Annotated in this window: 14 protein-coding genes and 1 pseudogene; 9 read left to right on the forward strand and 6 right to left on the reverse strand. The window is 67.0% G+C overall.

The annotated features are described in order from the left end of the window. Window positions 1-327: pseudogene (locus AUR65_RS03615) on the reverse strand (hypothetical protein); the annotation flags it as partial. A gap of 124 nt (window positions 328-451) precedes the next feature. Between AUR65_RS03615 and hemC the strand changes: the two are divergent. The 5 genes from hemC (at window position 452) to AUR65_RS03640 (ending at window position 5964) form a co-directional block, all read left to right on the forward strand. Beyond that, entirely contained in the window at window positions 452-1525 is a 1074-nt protein-coding gene (gene hemC / locus AUR65_RS03620; protein WP_199180561.1) for a hydroxymethylbilane synthase, read from the forward strand. Window position 1526: 1 nt separating this feature from the next. Further along, on the forward strand, window positions 1527-2417 hold the full coding sequence (cobA, locus tag AUR65_RS03625) for a uroporphyrinogen-III C-methyltransferase (protein WP_058568750.1): 891 nt from the start codon (window positions 1527-1529) through the stop codon (window positions 2415-2417). Beyond that, window positions 2414-3157, forward strand: a complete 744-nt coding sequence (locus AUR65_RS03630) for a uroporphyrinogen-III synthase (protein ID WP_058568751.1) — start codon at window positions 2414-2416, stop codon at window positions 3155-3157. The genes cobA and AUR65_RS03630 overlap by 4 nt, the downstream gene beginning before the upstream one ends. A gap of 1 nt (window position 3158) precedes the next feature. Then, window positions 3159-4352, forward strand: a complete 1194-nt coding sequence (locus AUR65_RS03635) for an MFS transporter (protein ID WP_058568752.1) — start codon at window positions 3159-3161, stop codon at window positions 4350-4352. Between the two features lie 136 nt (window positions 4353-4488). Then, window positions 4489-5964 (forward strand): single-stranded-DNA-specific exonuclease RecJ, encoded by a 1476-nt coding sequence (locus AUR65_RS03640; RefSeq protein WP_058568753.1) that lies wholly within the window; start codon window positions 4489-4491, stop codon window positions 5962-5964. Here the strand turns inward: AUR65_RS03640 and ppk2 are convergent. Both ppk2 and AUR65_RS03650 read right to left on the reverse strand, forming a co-directional pair. Beyond that, window positions 5961-6791: a polyphosphate kinase 2 gene (gene ppk2, locus AUR65_RS03645; protein WP_058568754.1), complete on the reverse strand. Its 831-nt coding sequence runs from the start codon at window positions 6789-6791 to the stop codon at window positions 5961-5963. The genes AUR65_RS03640 and ppk2 overlap by 4 nt on opposite strands. 60 nt (window positions 6792-6851) lie before the next feature. Further along, window positions 6852-7607, reverse strand: coding sequence for a potassium channel family protein (locus AUR65_RS03650; protein WP_058568755.1), 756 nt, complete (start codon window positions 7605-7607; stop codon window positions 6852-6854). Window positions 7608-8015: 408 nt separating this feature from the next. Here AUR65_RS03650 and AUR65_RS03655 point away from each other — a divergent pair, with 408 nt between their 5' ends. The 4 genes from AUR65_RS03655 (at window position 8016) to AUR65_RS03670 (ending at window position 10754) form a co-directional block, all read left to right on the forward strand. Continuing rightward, window positions 8016-8237, forward strand: a complete 222-nt coding sequence (locus AUR65_RS03655; RefSeq protein ID WP_058568756.1) for a DUF7557 family protein — start codon at window positions 8016-8018, stop codon at window positions 8235-8237. A gap of 157 nt (window positions 8238-8394) precedes the next feature. Next, a complete protein-coding gene (locus tag AUR65_RS03660; RefSeq protein ID WP_058568757.1) occupies window positions 8395-8712 on the forward strand; it encodes a DUF5783 family protein in 318 nt (105 codons plus the stop codon). A 44-nt stretch (window positions 8713-8756) separates the two neighbouring features. Further along, a complete protein-coding gene (locus tag AUR65_RS03665) occupies window positions 8757-9134 on the forward strand; it encodes a NifU family protein (protein WP_058568758.1) in 378 nt (125 codons plus the stop codon). A 78-nt stretch (window positions 9135-9212) separates the two neighbouring features. Beyond that, window positions 9213-10754: a sulfatase gene (locus AUR65_RS03670; protein WP_058568759.1), complete on the forward strand. Its 1542-nt coding sequence runs from the start codon at window positions 9213-9215 to the stop codon at window positions 10752-10754. Window positions 10755-10784: 30 nt separating this feature from the next. Here AUR65_RS03670 and AUR65_RS03675 read toward each other — a convergent pair whose 3' ends face one another. The 3 genes from AUR65_RS03675 to AUR65_RS03685 all read right to left on the reverse strand — a co-directional run bounded on the left by AUR65_RS03675 (window position 10785) and on the right by AUR65_RS03685 (window position 17621). After that, window positions 10785-11681: a ketopantoate reductase family protein gene (locus AUR65_RS03675; protein WP_058568760.1), complete on the reverse strand. Its 897-nt coding sequence runs from the start codon at window positions 11679-11681 to the stop codon at window positions 10785-10787. A gap of 70 nt (window positions 11682-11751) precedes the next feature. Beyond that, window positions 11752-12039, reverse strand: coding sequence for a DUF7130 family rubredoxin-like protein (locus AUR65_RS03680; RefSeq protein WP_058568761.1), 288 nt, complete (start codon window positions 12037-12039; stop codon window positions 11752-11754). A 485-nt stretch (window positions 12040-12524) separates the two neighbouring features. Further along, window positions 12525-17621 (reverse strand): DNA polymerase II large subunit, encoded by a 5097-nt coding sequence (locus tag AUR65_RS03685; RefSeq protein ID WP_058568762.1) that lies wholly within the window; start codon window positions 17619-17621, stop codon window positions 12525-12527. Window positions 17622-17623 lie beyond the last annotated feature (2 nt).

The raw sequence follows: 17623 nt of genomic DNA on the forward strand, positions 1-17623 counted from the left end.
GGCGCCGAGACAGACCGCCCACGAGACGAGGATACCGACTGGGTTTCCTTGGAGTTCGAGGAGGACTAACAGCGGAATCCAGACGGCGGTCACGACGAGGCCGATACCCCAGACGCGGGCGACGAGACGGAGGCGAAGGGGGCGCGCGAGGAGGAGCGCGAGCGCGATGAGCGCGGCCGCGACGAGGCCGGCGAACCACGGCGGTTCGACGCCGACCGACGAGAGAAACAGGTCGAGGGGCGCGACGACCGAGGTCAGGCCGAACAGGAGGAGCGCGACGACGACGAAGTCGCCGACCTGCCGGACGACCGAATCGAGGGCGGACATCGTCCGGGTCGTCGCGCGGGGACTGTATCGGTCTTCCGTTCGGGTCCGACCCGACGCGCGGGAGCGAACTGGAGGGCTTTTCAACGCGGGGACCGGACTGACGCGTATGACTACAACACTTCGCTTGGCGACGCGAGGGTCGGCGCTCGCTCGCGCGCAGGCCGCGAGCGTGCAGGGGGCGCTCGCGGGCCGCCGACTCGACGTCGAACTCGTCGAAGTCGAGACCACGGGCGACCGGATTCAGGACGAACTCATCCACCGACTGGGCAAGACCGGCGCGTTCGTCCGCGCGCTCGACGAGCGCGTCCTCGACAGCGAGGTCGACGCCGCGGTCCACTCGATGAAGGACATGCCGACCGAGAAGCCTGCCGACCTCGTCGTCGCCGGCGTGCCCGAGCGCGCGCCGGCGGGCGACGTGCTCGTGACGGCCGAGGGCCACGACATCGACGACCTGCCCGAGGGAGCCGTCGTCGGCACGTCGTCGCTGCGCCGGCAGGCCCAACTGCTGAACTACCGCGAGGACCTCGAAGTCGAACCGCTCCGCGGCAACGTCGACACCCGCATCGAGAAACTGCTGGCGACGCACCTCCAGCGCGAACACGAGGCCCGCGTCGAAAACGACAAAGAGCGGCAAGAAAAGAAGGGCAAGACCGACCACGACGAGGCGTTCGACGAGACCGCAGACGAGTGGTTCGAGGGCCTCACCGAACTCGAACGGCAGGCGCTCGGCCGGAAAGTCGAAACCGAGTACGACGCCATCGTCCTCGCCGAGGCCGGACTCAAGCGTAGCGGGCTCTCGGAGAAGGTGAACTACGAGCGCCTGCCGCGGACGACGTTCGTCCCCGCGCCCGGACAGGGAGCCATCGCCGTGACCGCCGCGGACTCGGAGGTCATCGACCTCATCCGCGACAAACTCGACCACCCGCGGACCCGCGTCGAGACGACCGTCGAGCGGACCATCCTCGCCGAACTCGGCGGCGGCTGTATCGCCCCGGTCGGCGTCCACGCCCTCCTGCAGGGCGAACACGTCCACGTCGACGTACAGGTGCTCGCGACCGACGGCTCGGAGTCCATCAAGACCTCTCGGGACCTCCCCGTCGGCAACCACGCCAACGCCGCCAGCGAGTTCGCGGCGGCCCTGCGCGACCGCGGTGCCGGCCAGTTAGTCGACGCCGCCCGCGAGGAGGCCGAGGAGTGAGATGACGGCCGACGACGCGGAATCCGAAACGGCGGACGAGCGCTCGACCGGAGCGCAGTCGAACGACGACGCGACCGACGGCGACGGCGTCGGCACGGTCCACCTCGTCGGCAGCGGCCCGGGCGACCCGGAACTGCTGACGATGAAGGCCGCCCGCCTCATCGACGAGTCCGACGTGGTGCTCCACGACAAGCTCCCCGGCCCGGAGATTCTCGGGATGATTCCGGCCGAAAAGCGCGAGGACGTGGGCAAGCGCGCCGGCGGCGAGTGGACGCCGCAGGAGTACACGAACAACCGACTGGTCGAACTCGCCCGCGAGGGCAAGGACGTGGTGCGCCTGAAGGGCGGCGACCCGTTCGTCTTCGGCCGCGGCGGCGAGGAGATGGAACACCTCGCCGACAACGGGGTTCCCTTCGAAGTCGTGCCGGGCATCACCTCGGCGGTCGCCGGGGCCGGCGCGGCGGGCATCCCCGTCACCCACCGCGACCACGTCTCGTCGGTGTCGTTCGTCACCGGCCACGAGGACCCGACGAAAGACGAGTCCGCGGTGGACTGGGACGCGCTCGCCGCGACCGGCGGGACGCTCGTCGTCCTCATGGGCGTCGGCAAACTCCCGCTGTACACCGCCGAACTCCGCGAGGCGGGGATGGACGGCGACACGCCCGTCGCCCTCATCGAGCGGGCGACGTGGCCCGACATGCGCGTCGCCACCGGCACGCTCGACACCATCGTCGACGTGCGCGACGAGGCCGACATCGAACCGCCCGCGATTACCGTCATCGGCGAGGTCGCGGCGACCCGCGACCGCGTGAAGCAGTTCCTGCAGGGCGGCGGCGCGGACGCCATCGCTGAAGCCGACACGAGCGCGGGAGGTGCCGGAGGAGACGAATGAGTCAGCAGGTCCGCGCGGCCGTCTTCCGCCCCGACGACGACCGCATCGAGCGTGCCGTCGAACTCCTCGACTCGCTCGGCGCGACCCCAGTCCCCGACCCGATGCTCGCAATCGAGCCGACCGGCGCGACGCCCGAGACCGGCGAGTTCGTCGTCCTGACGAGCAAGACCGGCGTCGAACTCCTCGACGAGGCCGGCTGGAACCCCGGCGACGCGGTGCTGTGCTGTATCGGCCCCGCGACCGCCGACGCCGCCCGCGAAGCGGGTTGGACGGTCGACCGCGTCCCCGACGAGTACACCTCGGCCGGACTGGTCGAACACCTCGCACCCGACGTGGACGGCGCGACGGTCGAAGTCGCCCGGAGCGACCACGGCAGCGCCGTCCTCACGGACGGCCTGCGCGACGCGGGCGCGGACGTTCACGAGACGGTGCTCTACCGACTCGTCCGCCCCGAGGGAGCCGGGAAGTCGGCCGAGATGGCCGCCGCCGGCGACCTCGAAGCCGCCCTGTTCACCTCGTCGCTCACGGTCGAACACTTCCTCGACGCCGCCGCGGAGCGCGGTGTCCGCGAGGAGGCCATCGCCGGCCTGAACGACGCCGTCGTCGGCGCAATCGGGCCGCCGACCCGCGACACCGCGGCGTCCCACGGTATCGACGTGACCGTCGTCCCCGACGAGGCGACGTTCGAAGCGCTCGCCGTCGCCGCGGTCGAGACCGCCGCACCGACGTACCACGAGTGACGTGACGGGAGCCGAGGCTGAAGCCGAGACGAGAGACGGCTCGTGGCGCGCCGTCGGCTCGGTCGCCGGCTGGCAGACCGCCGCGAGCCTCTGTTACTACGCCATCTTCGCGGCGACCGGCTTCGTCCGCGATGCGTTTTCGGTCTCGGAGTCGCTGGTCGGACTGTTCCTGACCGCCGGCCTGCTCGGTTACACGGTGTTTCTGTTCCCCAGCGGCGCGGCCGTCGACGGCTACGGCGAAAAGCCCGTCATGGTCGTCGGCCTGCTGGCGCTCTCGGTCGCGCTCGTCGGCGTCACGTTCGCGCCGCCGTCGTACCTCCTGTTGTTGGTGACGGTGGCGCTCCTCGGGGCGGCCTACTCGACCGCGATGCCGGCGTCGAACCGCGGCATCGTCGCGGCCGCGCCCGCCGGGAGCAAGAACCTCGCCATGGGGCTGAAACAGGTCGGCGTCACCGTCGGGAGCGGGGCGTCGTCGCTCGTCGTCACCGGCGTCGCCGTCGTCGCCGCGTGGCAGGTCGGCTTCTGGGTCATCGGCGTCTTCGCCGCCGGCTACGCGCTCGTCTTCGCGACGCGCTACCGCGGAAACCCGGGGACCGGCCGGCTCGAACGCCCCCGACTCGCCGGGCTCGGGGACAACCGCGCCTACGTCGCGCTCGTCGCCGCCGGGCTGTTCATCGGCGCGTCCATCTTCTCGATGCTCGGCTACACCGTCCTCTACGTGCAGGACGTCGTCGGGACCGGCCCCGCCCTCGCCGGCGGCGTCCTCGCGGCGACGCAGGTGACCGGAAGCGTCGGCCGCATCGGCGCGGGGAGCCTCGCGGACCGCCTCGGCGGGGCCCGCGGCGCGGCCACCGTCGCGCTCGTCCAACTGGCCGGCGCGGTCGCGCTCTTTTCGCTCCTCGTCGGAACCGGCGGTTCGTTCGCGCTCACCATCGCCGTCTTCGTCGCGCTCGGCCTCACCATCCACGGCTCGACCGGCGTCTTCTACTCCTGTCTGAGCGGCGTCGTCGACGACGGTGACATCGGCGCGGCGACCGCCGGCGGCCAGACCGCGCTCAACGTCGGCGGCCTCGTCGCCCCGCCGCTTTTCGGCTTCGTCGTGGAATCGACGGGCTACGGGGCCGGCTGGGCGCTCGTCGCCGGTTCGACGGTGCTCGCGACCGTCCTCCTGTTCGTCGTCAGGCGGCGAATCTGAGGGCCGGGAGACGAGCCTTTATCGGCGAAACCGCGGCAAGAGCGCGTATGTTTGCCGTCGAACTGGAGTGGAAACGAAGGGGTTCCGTGCCCGAACTACCAGCGTTTATGCCGGAGAGGGCGTGAGTACCACACCAATGGACGGACCCGTCCCCGAACTCACAGAGCACGCGGCGGCCTGCGCGGCCCACCTCCGCGACGCCGACCGGGTGCTCCTCGCCTCGCACATCGACGCCGACGGGTTGACGAGCGCCGGCATCGCCTCGACCGCGCTCGAACGCGCCGGTATCCCCTTCGAGACGGTGTTCTGCCGCCAACTGGACGAGGCCGCCGTGGCCGACATCGCGGCGACCGACTACGACACCGTGCTGTTCACGGACTTCGGGAGCGGCCAACTCGACATCATCGCCGAGTACGAGGCGGTGGGCGACTTCCACCCCGTCATCGCCGACCACCACCAGCCCGCCGAGGGCGTCGAGACCGACCACCACCTCAACCCGCTTCGGTTCGGCCTCAACGGCGCGAGCGAACTCTCCGGCGCGGGCGCGAGCTACGTCCTCGCGCGGGCGCTCGAACCCGAAAGCGCTGACGGGCACAGCCCGTCCGCTCGTGAGACGGGGTCTCACGCTGGTGATAACCGTGACCTCGCCGCCCTCGCCGTCGTCGGCGCTGTCGGCGACATGCAGGACACGAACGGCGAACTCCGCGGAGCCAACGCGGGCATCGTCGACGAGGGCGTCGAAGCCGGCGTCGTCGAGGAGGGCACCGACCTCCGAATCTACGGCCGCCAGACCCGCGCGCTCCCGAAACTGCTCCAGTACGCGACCGACGTTCGCATCCCCGGCATCTCGAACAACGAGGCCGGAGCCATCGAGTTCCTGACCGAACTCGACGTTCCCTGCCGCGACGACGACGGCGAGTGGAAGCGGTGGGTCGACCTCACCGGCGACGAGCGCCAGACGCTCGCCAGCGCCCTGATTCGACGCGCCATCGCCAGCGGCGTGCCCGCCTCCCGCATCGACGACCTCGTGGGGACGACCTACGTGCTCTCTCGGGAGCAGGAGGGGACCGAACTCCGCGACGTGAGCGAGTTCTCCACGCTCCTGAACGCGACCGCGCGCTACGACCGCGCCGACGTGGGGCTCGCGGTCTGTCTCGGCGAGCGCGACGCGGCGCTCGACCGGGCGCGCAGGCTCCTGCGAAACCACCGCAAGAACCTCTCGAACGGCCTTCAGTGGGTGAAGGAACACGGCGTCCGCGTCGAAGACAACCTCCAGTGGTTCGACGCGGGCGACGAGATACGCGAGACCATCGTCGGTATCGTCGCCGGAATGGCCGTCGGCACCAACGCGACCCGAAGCGGGATTCCCGTCCTCGCGTTCGCCGACACGGAAGAGGGCGAGGTGAAGGTCTCCTCGCGCGGGTCGTACGTGATGGTCCGAGACGGCTTGGACCTCTCGGCGGTCATGCGCGAGGCGTCCCGTGCAGTCGGCGGCGACGGCGGCGGCCACGACGTGGCCGCGGGCGCGACGATTCCGAAGGGCGGAGTCGAGGCGTTCATCGCCGAGGCCGACCGCATCGTCGGCGAGCAGTTGGCTGAGGACTCGGACTAATCGTCGACTGGGTTCGACCCGAACCGCGCGGGCACCCAGTTTTGGCTGTCTATCGGCGGCCGCTCGTACCCGGTGTCGTCCTGTCGGGACGGGAGTTCGATGGGGTCGGGCGTGAGGTCCTCGTAGTCGATTTGGTCCAGCAGGTGCGAGATGGAGTTGAGTCGCGCGTGGCGCTTCACGTCGGCGTGGACGACGTGCCACGGCGCGTCCTCGACGTCGGTGTGTTCGAACATCCGGTCTTTGGCCTCGGAGTAGTCGGCCCACCGAGAGCGCGCTTCGAGGTCCATCGGGCTGAGTTTCCAGCGGCGCTTCGGGTCCTCGTTTCGCTTCTGGAACCGCCGTTCCTGTTCCTCGTCGCTGATAGAGAACCAGTACTTGACGAGGATGATACCCGAGCGGACGAGCATCCGCTCGAACTCGGGGCAGGTCCGCAGGAACTCCTCGTACTCCTCGTCGGTACAGAAGCCCATCACCCGCTCGACGCCCGCGCGGTTGTACCAACTCCGGTCGAAAAGCACCATCTCCCCCTCGGTCGGTAACTGTTCGACGTACCGCTGGAAGTACCACTGGCCGCGCTCTCGCTCCGTGGGCTTGCCGAGCGCGACGACCCGCGCCACCCGCGGGTTGAGCCGGCGGGTGATGCGCTTGATGACGCCGCCTTTGCCCGCGGCGTCGCGGCCCTCGAAGACGACACAGACTCGGAGGTCGTTTTCTTTTATCCAGTACTGGAGTTTCACCAGTTCCTCTTGGAGGCGGTTCAACTCGCGTTTGTAGTCTTTCTTCTTCAGGACGCCCTCGTCGTTGTAGCGGGGCTCGTCGGTCGACATACGAGAGCTGCGTGCGCTGTGAACAAATAGCAGGCGGGAAGATGGGGTCGGCGCGGCGGCTCAGAGGTCCGAACAGACCTGCTCGCCGCTCACGATTTCCGGGACGACGACCTCGTCGGCACCGGCGCGGCGCGCGAGCGCCTCGTCCATCTGGTCGCCCGCGCGGACGACGAGTTTGGCGTCGGGGGACAGCCGACTCGCCGCGATGGCGATTTGGATGTTCACCTTGGAGTCGTCAATCGCGCCGACGACCGTCGCGGCGCGTTCGACGCCCGCGTCGGCGAGTCTGTCCTCGCGGCGGGCGTCGCCTTCGACCGCGAGCAGGTCCGCGTCGAGCGCGCGCTGGAACCCCGCCTCCTTGCTCTCGACGACGACCACGTCGCGGCCCATCTCGCGGAGCCGCGCCGCCACCGTCTTCCCGAAGGTTCCGTAGCCGCAGACGATTACGTGCGATTCGAGTTCCGCTATCTCTCGTTGGAGTTTCATCTGGTCGAGTTCCTCGCGTATCTGTCCGCCGAAGGCCGCGGAGACGAACGTCTCGCCGGCCCACAGGCCGGTTCCGATGAGGCCGGTGAGAATCACGATGGCGTACGCCTTGACGAGCGTCGCCGGCCCCTCGTGGGTCTGGTAGTGGAGTTCGATGCTGGTCGGGTCGAGCAGCCAGAACGCCGCGTCGACGAGGGACGCACCGGCGAGGACGCTGAATCCACCGACGCCGGCGACGACGAACGCCGCGACGGCGACGAGCGGTCTGACCATTCGCCGGAGCAACGGCCTGTGCGCCAGTGCGTCGATGAGAATGCGACGGTCGTACATCACGGGGGCGCGGACACCTCGGGAGAGCGCGACCGGTCGGGTTCGTGCGGCCCGCAATCGCGGGAAACCGAGTCGTCCGACGACAGAAAAATGCCACTATGTCCATCTTCGAGAGTATTTGACTCGTGTTCGAGTGTATATTCGCTCATGTAGCCAGTATTCGACAACCTACCGAGCATAAAATCGTTTGCCCTTAAACAACCCAATATTCTGGCTATGACTCCCCGATTCGGGTTCGGGAACAATTCGATATAGCGGAATATGATTTATCATGGCCGGAGATGGGAGAGGGAACGACCGGGTGTAGACTACGCTCGCGTTCGGTTCAGGCTCGAAATCCGCGAAATCCTCATATCGGATGGTTGTGTATGTCATGGCACCGGCACGCATGCCGGAGTGGGGTGAACGATGGCGACTGCCAACTCAAACGAGGCCGAATACGACTACCCGGTCGGCTACGAACCGGAGGTACAAACAGAGACGGTCGAACTGGACCGTCGAACCATCGAACGACTCGACGCGCTGCGCGAGGACGACGAGTCGTACGACGAACTGATAACCGAGCTCGCGTCCATCTTCGCGGCGAGCGAACTCTCCGCCGTGCGCGTGGACAGCCCGCTCATCGAGTGACGCCCCGCGTCGCTCGATTTTCCGCATTTGAGACGCCCTGAGAGCGGAATCGCCGTGTGGGAGGCAAGTAGTCGATAAACGGAACTTTGCTATACAGAATCCGAAACTCCGACGAACCAACCGTCCGATTTTTTGCCGGGAGCGCGAAAGCTCCGGTATGACCGATTTCGACCCCGAGAAGTTCGAGGACAAGTACGCCAACTACTTCCCCGAACTCCAGCGCGCGTACAAGAACGCCTTCGAGACGATGAACGACGAGTTCGACTCGTCGCTCATCCACGGGGTCGACCAGCAGATTCTCAACGAGTCCGAGCCGTTCTACGAGGACGGCGACTTCTCCGTACAGCTCCCCGAGAACCCCGCCGAGCGACTGACGGCGGTCGAAATCGACGACGACGAACTCGACGCCGTCCTCGACCGCTACGTCGACGAGATCGAAGGCGAACTCCGGCGGGTCTTCGGCGTCGAGGCGTAACCCCGAACCAAAGGCCTAAGCACGTTCACCTCGAAGCCGCGTGCATGAGCACGGAGACGCAGGACGGCGAGGACGACCTCAAAGAGCGTGTCGTGAACTTCCTCCGTCGGAACTTCCCGCAGATCCAGATGCACGGCGGCAGCGCGGCCATCCGCGACCTCGACCGCGAGACCGGCGAAGTGACCGTTCTCCTCGGCGGCGCTTGCTCCGGGTGCGGTATCTCCCCGATGACCATCCAGGCCATCAAGACCCGCATGGTCAAGGAGATCCCCGAGATCAACGAAGTCCACGCCGACACCGGCATGGGCGGCGACGACGGGATGGGCGGCGACAGCCGCGGCGGCAGTCCGTCGTTCCCCGGCGACACCAGCGACGACACGACCGATATCGAAGACGACCAGGGCCCGCAGGCCCCGTTCTAAGTCGGCGTTTCGGACGGTTTCGTCCCGTCGTCGGCCGAGAACAGGAGTTTTATCGGCGACTACTCCCCACCCTCGGGTATGACTGCCGAGTCGCCCGAGAACGTCCTCTTCGTCGTCATGGACACGGTCCGTAAGGACCACCTCACGCCGTACGGCTACGACCGCCCGACGACGCCGGGCCTCGACCGATTCGCCGACGAGGCGACCGTCTTCGAGCAGGCCATCGCGCCCGCGCCGTGGACCCTGCCGGTCCACGCCTCGCTTTTCACCGGGATGTACCCCAGCCAACACGGGGCCGACCAGGAAAACCCCTATCTCGAAGGCGCGACGACCCTCGCCGAGACGCTCTCGGCGGCCGGCTACGACACCGCCTGTTACTCCTCGAACGCGTGGATAACGCCGTACACGCACCTGACCGACGGGTTCGCGGAGCAGGACAACTTCTTCGAGGTCATGCCCGGCGAGTTCCTGTCGGGGCCGCTGGCGAAGGCGTGGAAGACGATGAACGACAGCGACGCGCTCCGGACGCTCGCCGATAAACTCGTCAGCCTCGGCAACACTGCCCACGAGTACCTCGCCGGCGGCGAGGGCGCGGACTCGAAGACGCCCGCGGTCATCGACCAGACCATCGACTTCGTCGACGACTCCGAGGAGTTCTTCGCGTTCGTCAACCTCATGGACGCGCACCTGCCGTACCACCCGCCGGAGGAGTACAAAGAGCGCTTCGCACCCGGCGTCGATTCGACCGAGGTCTGCCAGAACTCCAAGGAGTACAACGCCGGTGCCTACGAGATTGGCGACGACGAGTGGGAGGACATCCGCGGGCTCTACGACGCCGAAATCGCCCACATCGACGACCAACTCACCCGGCTTTTCGACCACCTGAAAGAGACCGGCCGCTGGGACGACACCATGGTCGTCGTCTGCGCCGACCACGGCGAACTCCACGGCGAACACGGCCTCTACGGCCACGAGTTCTGCCTGTACGACCCGCTCATCAACGTCCCGCTCATGGTCAAACACCCCGACCTCGACGCGGACCGCCGCGACGACCAGGTCGAACTGGTCGACCTCTACCACACGGTCCTCGACTCGCTCGGCGTCGAGGGCGGCGACCCCGCGAACCCCGGCGACGACGCGGTCGGTCTCGACCGCACGCGCTCGCTCCTGTCGGCCGACTACCGGGAGTTCGCGCAGGCGACGAACGACGACCCCGGCCAGCGCCGAGACGGCGAGTACGCCTTCGTCGAGTACTCTCGTCCGGTGGTCGAACTCAAGCAGTTGGAGGAGAAGGCCGCGAGCGCCGGCATCGAACTTCCCGAGGACTCGCGGTTCTACTCCCGGATGCGAGCGGCGCGACGGGGCGACGCCAAGTACGTCCGAATCGACCGCGTCCCCGACGAGGCCTACCGAATCGACGCCGACCCCGACGAGACCGAGAACGTCGCCGAATCGGACGACGAGGCGGTCGCCGAGACGGAGGCCGCCCTCGCGGAGTTCGAAGACGCCATCGGCGGCGCGTGGACCGACGCGCTCGACACCGACGTGTCGGACGACTCCGTAGACCAGATGGACGACGAGGCGCAGGACCGACTGCGCGACCTCGGCTACCTCGAATAGCGACCGAACGCCGGGCCGGCGTCCGGTTTTCTATCGAAGCCCCGCTCCCCGCTCCCACGCCCGAAGGAGCGCCGCGAGCGTCCGGTTCGTCGGCACCTCGAAGCCGTGTTCGGCGGCGATATCGACCACCGCGCCGTTGATGGCGTCGACCTCGGTCCGCTTTTCGGCCGCGACGTCCTGCAGCATCGACGAGCGGTTCGCGGCGGTCTTTTCGACCACCCGGTCGACCGCCTCGCGGGCGACGCGGTTCGGGAGCGACACGCGCTCTAACCGGGCGACTCGGGCCGTCTCGCGGGCCGCCCGGTGTGCGAGTTCGCCGGCGTCGTCGCCCGCGAGCGCGCCGTTTTCGACCCGCGAGAGCGCGGTGACCGCGTTGATGCCGGCGTTGACCGCGAGTTTCTCCCAGCGCCGCCTCGGCATGTCGGTGGCGACGAGCGTGTTGAGACCCGCGGCCCGGAACGCCTTGCCGACGCGCTCCGCGAGCGCGTCGGGTCCGCCGTCGAGCGCGCCCAAGACGACCCGGCCGACGCCGGTACACTCGACGCGACCCGGTTCGACGAGCCGCGCCCCGTAGGTCGCCGTCCCCGCGAGAACCGGCGCGTCGAGGCGAGAAACGAGCGTCTCCTCGGTGAGTCCGTTCTGGAGCGACAGCACCGCGTCCACGTCGCAGTCGGCGAGCGCGTCGGCCGCCGCTGCGGTGTCGAACGATTTGACGGTGACGAGTGCGAGGTCCGCCGAGTGGCCCGTCTCGGTCGTCGTCGCGGCCGGCGAGACGTGCGCCGACTCGGCACCGACCACGTCGAGGCCGGCCGCCGACACCCGCGCCGCGTGCGGGTCGCGGGCGACGAGCGTCACGTCGTGGACCGACGCGAGGAGGCCGCCGACGAGCGTGCCCAGACTGCCCGCGCCGAAGACGAGAATACGCATGGCTACCCGTTCTCGGCGGACGACAAAAATGGCGAGTTTCGCGGCGCGGCGGTCGAATCGAGGGCGCGGCTCAGTCCTCGGTCCAGTAGTAGAGTTTCTCGCGCTCGGCACCGCAGTTCGGGCACGTGTCGGGCAGTTCGTCGAGGTCACCCATCTCGCCGCAGTCGCTACACCGCCACATCAACTCGGCCTCGCCGAACTCGTGGCCGGCGCGCTCGTGTTCGATGGACATCCCCGCGAGACCCTCGCGAGTCGTCACGAAGAAGCCGTCGTCGTCGAAGCCACGGATGCTCCCGAGTTTGGTTCCGTCCTCCGCGTACACCGTCATTCCCACCGTCGGCTGTGTCTCGTCAGCCATACGCGACTAGTCGTCGCGCAAGCGGATAAAAAGGAACGGCCGAACCGACGACGAGAGCCTACGAAGGTTCGACCACTCACGGAGCGAGTATAAATAATAAATCAGATACCGCGATATAGAATTTACTTCACTCCTCTCGTGGCTCGGTATCTTCGCTACAAGTGCTGTGCCGGCGGTAACGGAGACGAGGTAGTGTTTGGGGCCTCGCGCGCACGAGAAGCACTAGAGGGGACACTAGTGAGCAGAGTCAGCGAGTAACGTACGATACTAAGGAAGAATGACAGAGATAGCTCAATAGACGCCACTCGTGCAGGCTGAAGGCCAGGTTTCGCGAGCGGCTACACCGCTCGACTCGCAAAACCTGGAGGAAAAAACCGGCCGCTAGACTACATGAAGTCCGCGATACCCGACTGCTCGTTCTCCACTTTTTCCGAGTCTCGCTCCGCTCGACTCGCAAAACCTGGAGGAAAAAACCGGCCGCTAGACTACATGAAGTCCGCGATACCCGACTGCTTGTTCTTGTCGTTCTCGAAGACGGATTCGAGGCTCTTTTCGAGCACTTCGAGGCGCTGTTTCGTGTAGTCGCGGCAGTCGAACTCCTCTGCCACCTGAATCGCGGTGTCCATGTACTTGTTCACGGAGCCCTGGTGAACCGTGAGGTTCACCCGGCCGCCGCACTCGCGGCAGTCGCCCGAAAGCGGCATCCGCCGGTACTTCTCGCCGCAGTCGAGACACCGCGTCTCCTGTCGCGAGAAGGCGCGGAGGTTCCCAATGAGGTCCGGCAGGAAGTGGTACTCGATGACGCGCTCGGCAACGTCCGTCTCGTCGACCGCCCGGAGCTTCCGCGCGAGGAACAACTGAGCGTCCATCTTGTCCATCATCGACCCGAGGGTCTTGTACGCCGAGAGGTCCGGCCCGGCGGCGATGTCCGTGGTGTCGTGAGTGTGGTCGAACCCGGTGTACTCGCGGTCGGTCCCGAGGTACTCCTCGGCGATGGTGACCTCGTCCTCCCAGTCGTCGGGGTCTTCCATTCGGAGGGTCGCCTCGTAGAACTCGCGGGGGTACTGCCGCACGATGTCCATGTTGTGCGCCTCGTCGTCGATTTCCGAGGGGTCGATGCGCGAGGACATGACGAGCGGCGCGTCCATCTGCCCGCCGCGCTTGTCGGGGAGGTATTCTTTCGAGAAGTTGAGAAGACCGTCCATGAGAAGCATGACACAGTCTTCGTCCCCGTCGCACTGCGCGACGTGGAGGTCGTTGGCGACCAGCGAGTTGGTGTCTTCGACGGTCAACGAGTAAGTGTGGTCAATATCGCTTTCGAGGTATTCGACCGAGACGACTTCGTCGAGCCACGTGTCCCCGCCGTCCGAGAAGAGACGCTGGCTTCGGATGTCCGTGTCGTCGAGAGCGCTCGCCAGCGCCTCGCTCTTTCGAGGGAGGTGGAAACCGACTTCCTCGGCAAATCGAACCGCGTTCTCCGACGTGACTTTGAGGACCCACGAGTCGAACGTCGGGACCGCGTCTCCGTCGTAGAACTCCGCCACCGCACCTGTTTGTGGTGTTCGGCGCTCAGAGTAGGTCTTCGAGGCGATGCCGAAGCGTTTGAGCGCGGCAACGAGGTCGCGTTTGAGGTCGTCGCTCACGGTGTGCGCGCGAACTTCCACACGGTCCGAAGACGCGCTTCCGTCGCCGGAGAAGTACGCCGACAGGAAGGACCGAAGAACCGGCTTGGGACCGGTGAGTATCGAGTCCGGGACGCCCTTTTCCTCGGCACGCGACCCGCATCCGATGACGTCCGCAAACAGCGACTGAACGAGTCGGCTCGAAATCGTGACCTTCCACTCGTCCTCCTCGAATGCATCGACACCGAGTGCTTCGCTAACGGTATTGAGGATGCGTTCGCGGGCGAGTTCGTCCGGAATACAGATCGTCGTCTGGTAGAAGTTTCCAGGCGACGCTCTCGTGAATCCTTCTGCGGCGTAGTATCCCAGTACAGTTCCGAACGCCTCGTCGATATCGAGCACTCTCGAAACAGTCGCGGTATCGCGACGAACGCCGAGAGATATCTCACGCGGAAGCGCGTCGACGACCGTTTCGACATCTCCAAGAACTTCTACGAACACCGAAGCTGGAACGCTGTCGCGAGAGACCCAGTTGTAAACCGTCGAGTCGCTCCGCCCGAGTCGCTCGGCGACCGGTTTCAGATAGCCGCTCGCTTCGGTATGTTCGTCGAAGAGCGACCGAATTCGATCCGCACCGAGACCCCGAATCATCAGGTCATCGGCCGGGATCGACCCGCCACTCAGGAACTCATCGAGCAAGTCGAACTGGGCCGGGTCCGCGTCGATGTCGACGCACTTGGGCGACGGAAGTGAGTCGCCTTCGTCGAGTTCGTGCGCAGGGCACCGGGTGAAACCGCCGTCGTCGGCTCGAATCACCGTGTGATCCGGGGTGACCGTTAGTTCTCTCCCGCCACGGGTCTCGATGCGAACGAGGTGGTCCTGTGCGACGTGCTTAGAGACTGCTTCGACCGGTTTGACCGTCTCTCGGCCGTCTCTAGTTAGAGACGGAACGTACACGTCTCCGTCCAGCTCCTGAACGAGCGTCCCGAAGTCGTCGGTCTCCGGGTCATCGAGCCGCTTCTCGACGAGCGTTCGAACCTCGTCGTATCGCCACCGGTCGGTCTCGTCTCGGTACCAGACCTTCGTCTCCGGATGGAAGCAGTTCCGACGTTTCGCGGCGTGGAAGTACGGATGAGCATATCCGACTGCTGCTGTCGTGAATCCGACAACTCTGCCGACGACTGCGGCGGAAGTGTGGGGAGCCATCCCGAAGACGAGTTCGCCGATGAGGTCGTCGCGCTCTTCGATTTCGTAGAACCGGTCGAGACCGTAGAACTGTTCGAGGAGGTCGTCGACGAAGTCGGCGGTCTGCATCATGTGCTGCGCCGCGCCGTTCGAGAGGACGATGTCCTGTACTTTGAGTTCGACCAGTTGGTCGTCGAACCGGAGTGGTTCGCCGTCGATGTCCGTCTCGTAGCCGAGTTCGCGGAAGTGGTCGGCGGTCACGTCGAGTTCCTCGGGACGGACCGCGGTGACGGGCAGGTCGGTCATGTCGTAGCGGACGGTGCCGTCTTTGAACGACGACACGTCGTGTTTCGCCCGCAGGACGCCCTTCTCGATCGGTTCGGGCGTCTTGTTCGCGGAGGTGAGCCCCTTCACGCCCTTGAGAATCTGGAACGACGACTCGCGCTCGCCGACGCGTTCGAGGGCGTTTCGGTACTCGGTGTTCAGGTCGATGTCCTGCCACTCGGCGCTCTCGACGTCCCACTCACAGCGCTCGCAGTAGACGCGGCCGGACTCGTCGGGTTCGATGACGGACCCGCAGTCGTCGCACTCGTAGTGAGGTTCGGTGTGGCCGCCGCAGTCGGAGCACTTCGACTTGAAGCCGAACGCGCCGCAGTCGGGGCACTTACGCTGGCCGAGTCGGACCGAAATCTGGCCGCGCTTGCCGGACTCGCCGCGGTGTCTGGCGGCGTCGCCCACGTCGCGTTGGCTCCCGCCGGCCTCGCCGATGGGAAACAGCGTGTGGACGGCCGGCGAGAGGTCGCGGCGCTCGGACTTCTCCGGGCGTCCCATGCGGTTGCCGATGCGGGTGGGCGCGCGCTCGCGGATGGTGAACGGTGCGACCTCGTTGACGGCCTCGACGGCGTTGTCGCCGTCGTCCCAGGTTCGGGCGCGCTCGGAGAGGTCGGCGAGTTCCCACGTCCGCTCGCGGTCGTCGGTGAGGCCGAGGCTCCGGGCGAGCGGTCGCCACACGGGAACCCGGAGCGTCTCGTCGGTCTGGCGGTGGGCGACGAGCAGATGTTCGAGCGCCTCCCGAATCTCGGGCGTGTTGTCGAGGACGAGCGTGCCCTGCAGTCCGCGCTCGGGTTCGTTGTCGTGTTCGAGCGCGGCGGCCGTGCCGCCGTCGGCTTCGGCGGCGACGACCTCGCCGGCCGCGACGGCGTCGGCGAGCGCGTCGAATCGCTCGACGGAGATATCGTGCCAGAGGTAGGTGTAGGTGGGATGGAGCGGGGCGTCGAACTCGGTCGCCCACGAGAGGGCCTGTTCGACCGACGGCTCTTCGAGGTCGACGGCGGGGTCGTCGCGGAGCGCCTGCACGTTGGCCTCGGTCGCCTCGAAGTCCTGAATCCACCACTCGAAGACGTACGAGGCGGGCGCGAGCGGGTGGTTGTTCTCGACGAACTCGCCGAAGTTGACGAGGTACTCGCCGAGGTCGAGAATCTTCTCGACGCCGTTCTGGAGCTCCTCGGCCTCCTCGGGGTCGTCGATGCGGCGCACGTCGCCGTTGGCGAGTCTGACCGTCGGCCCCTCGATGGAGTCGACGGGGACGACGCCGCCGGCCTTCCCGGGGCGTTCGGTCTTGATTTGGGTTCCGGTGGCGATGAAATCGTCCACGATGTGCATCGTCGCGGGGTGGACGCCCGCGGTCGCGAAGCCGTGGTTGCGGGCGCGACCGTACCGGAGGCGGAAGCCGCCGGGCGCGGAGGGGTGGCCGAACACCGGGCGGCCCGCGATGAGGTCGCGGAGGAACTTGGTCGCGGGTTCGACGCGATTCGGTCCGTCGGGGACGTCGTCGTCGGTGTCGGCGTCGTCTGCGTCCGGGTCGGCCTCGGCGTCGTCGCTGTCGTCGCCGTCGTCTCCCGCGTCGTCGGCCTTCGCGGCCTTCCCGTCGTCTTTGCCGATGGTGCCGTCGATGAGGTCTTGGAGCCACGGCCAGTCGACCTCGTCGAGCTGGCGGGTGTAGCGCTGAATCTTCGGGGCCTTGAGGGCGATACCCTCGGCCATGACGAGACACATGCCGCCGCGGGCGGAGTTGGTATCGACGCGTTCGAGGTCGCGGTAGCCCGAGACCTCCTCGTCGCCCGTGGCCTCGCCGTCGAGCATGATGGGCATGTTCTGGGCGATAAAGCGCGACTCCTTGTCCTTCGGCGAGTACTGGAGCCCGGTCTCCTTGTCGTAGAGGTTGACCTCCTCGACGTAGCGCTCGACCTCGTCGGTTCGAGCCTTGTACTCGTCGATGTCGAGGAGCGAGCGGGCGTAGTCGGCGACGAGCACGGAGAGCGCTTGTGCGGTGCCGCCCGCCGAGCGAATCGGGCCGGCGTAGTAGACGTTGACGAACTCCGTGCCGTCGTCGTTTTCGAGGATTTCGACGCGGTCGATGCCCTCGATGGGCGCGGCGACGACCCCCTCGGTGAGGAGGGCGACGGCGGTGCGGACCGCGCCCTCGACTTTGCCCTCGCGGGAGTCGTAGTCACCGACGTTGCCGTCGACGAAGTCCGTCACGAGTTCGAGCGCCGCCTCCTCGCGGGACATCTCGCCTTCGAGTTCGCGGACGCGCTCGGCGACGCCGTCGATGCCGAGGATGTTCTCGACGCGGTCGGCCATGTCCTTGGCGACCGGAATCTCGACTTCGGTCTTCGGGTCGTACCCCGTCGCCTTCGCGGCCTCCGCGAGGTCGAACGCCTCGTCGAGGCGGGTTTCGATGCGACGGAAGTACCGGGAGTCCTCCTCGCGCACAG

Source organism: Haloferax marisrubri, from assembly GCF_001469875.2.
In the GTDB taxonomy this organism is placed as follows: Archaea; Halobacteriota; Halobacteria; order Halobacteriales; family Haloferacaceae; genus Haloferax; species Haloferax marisrubri.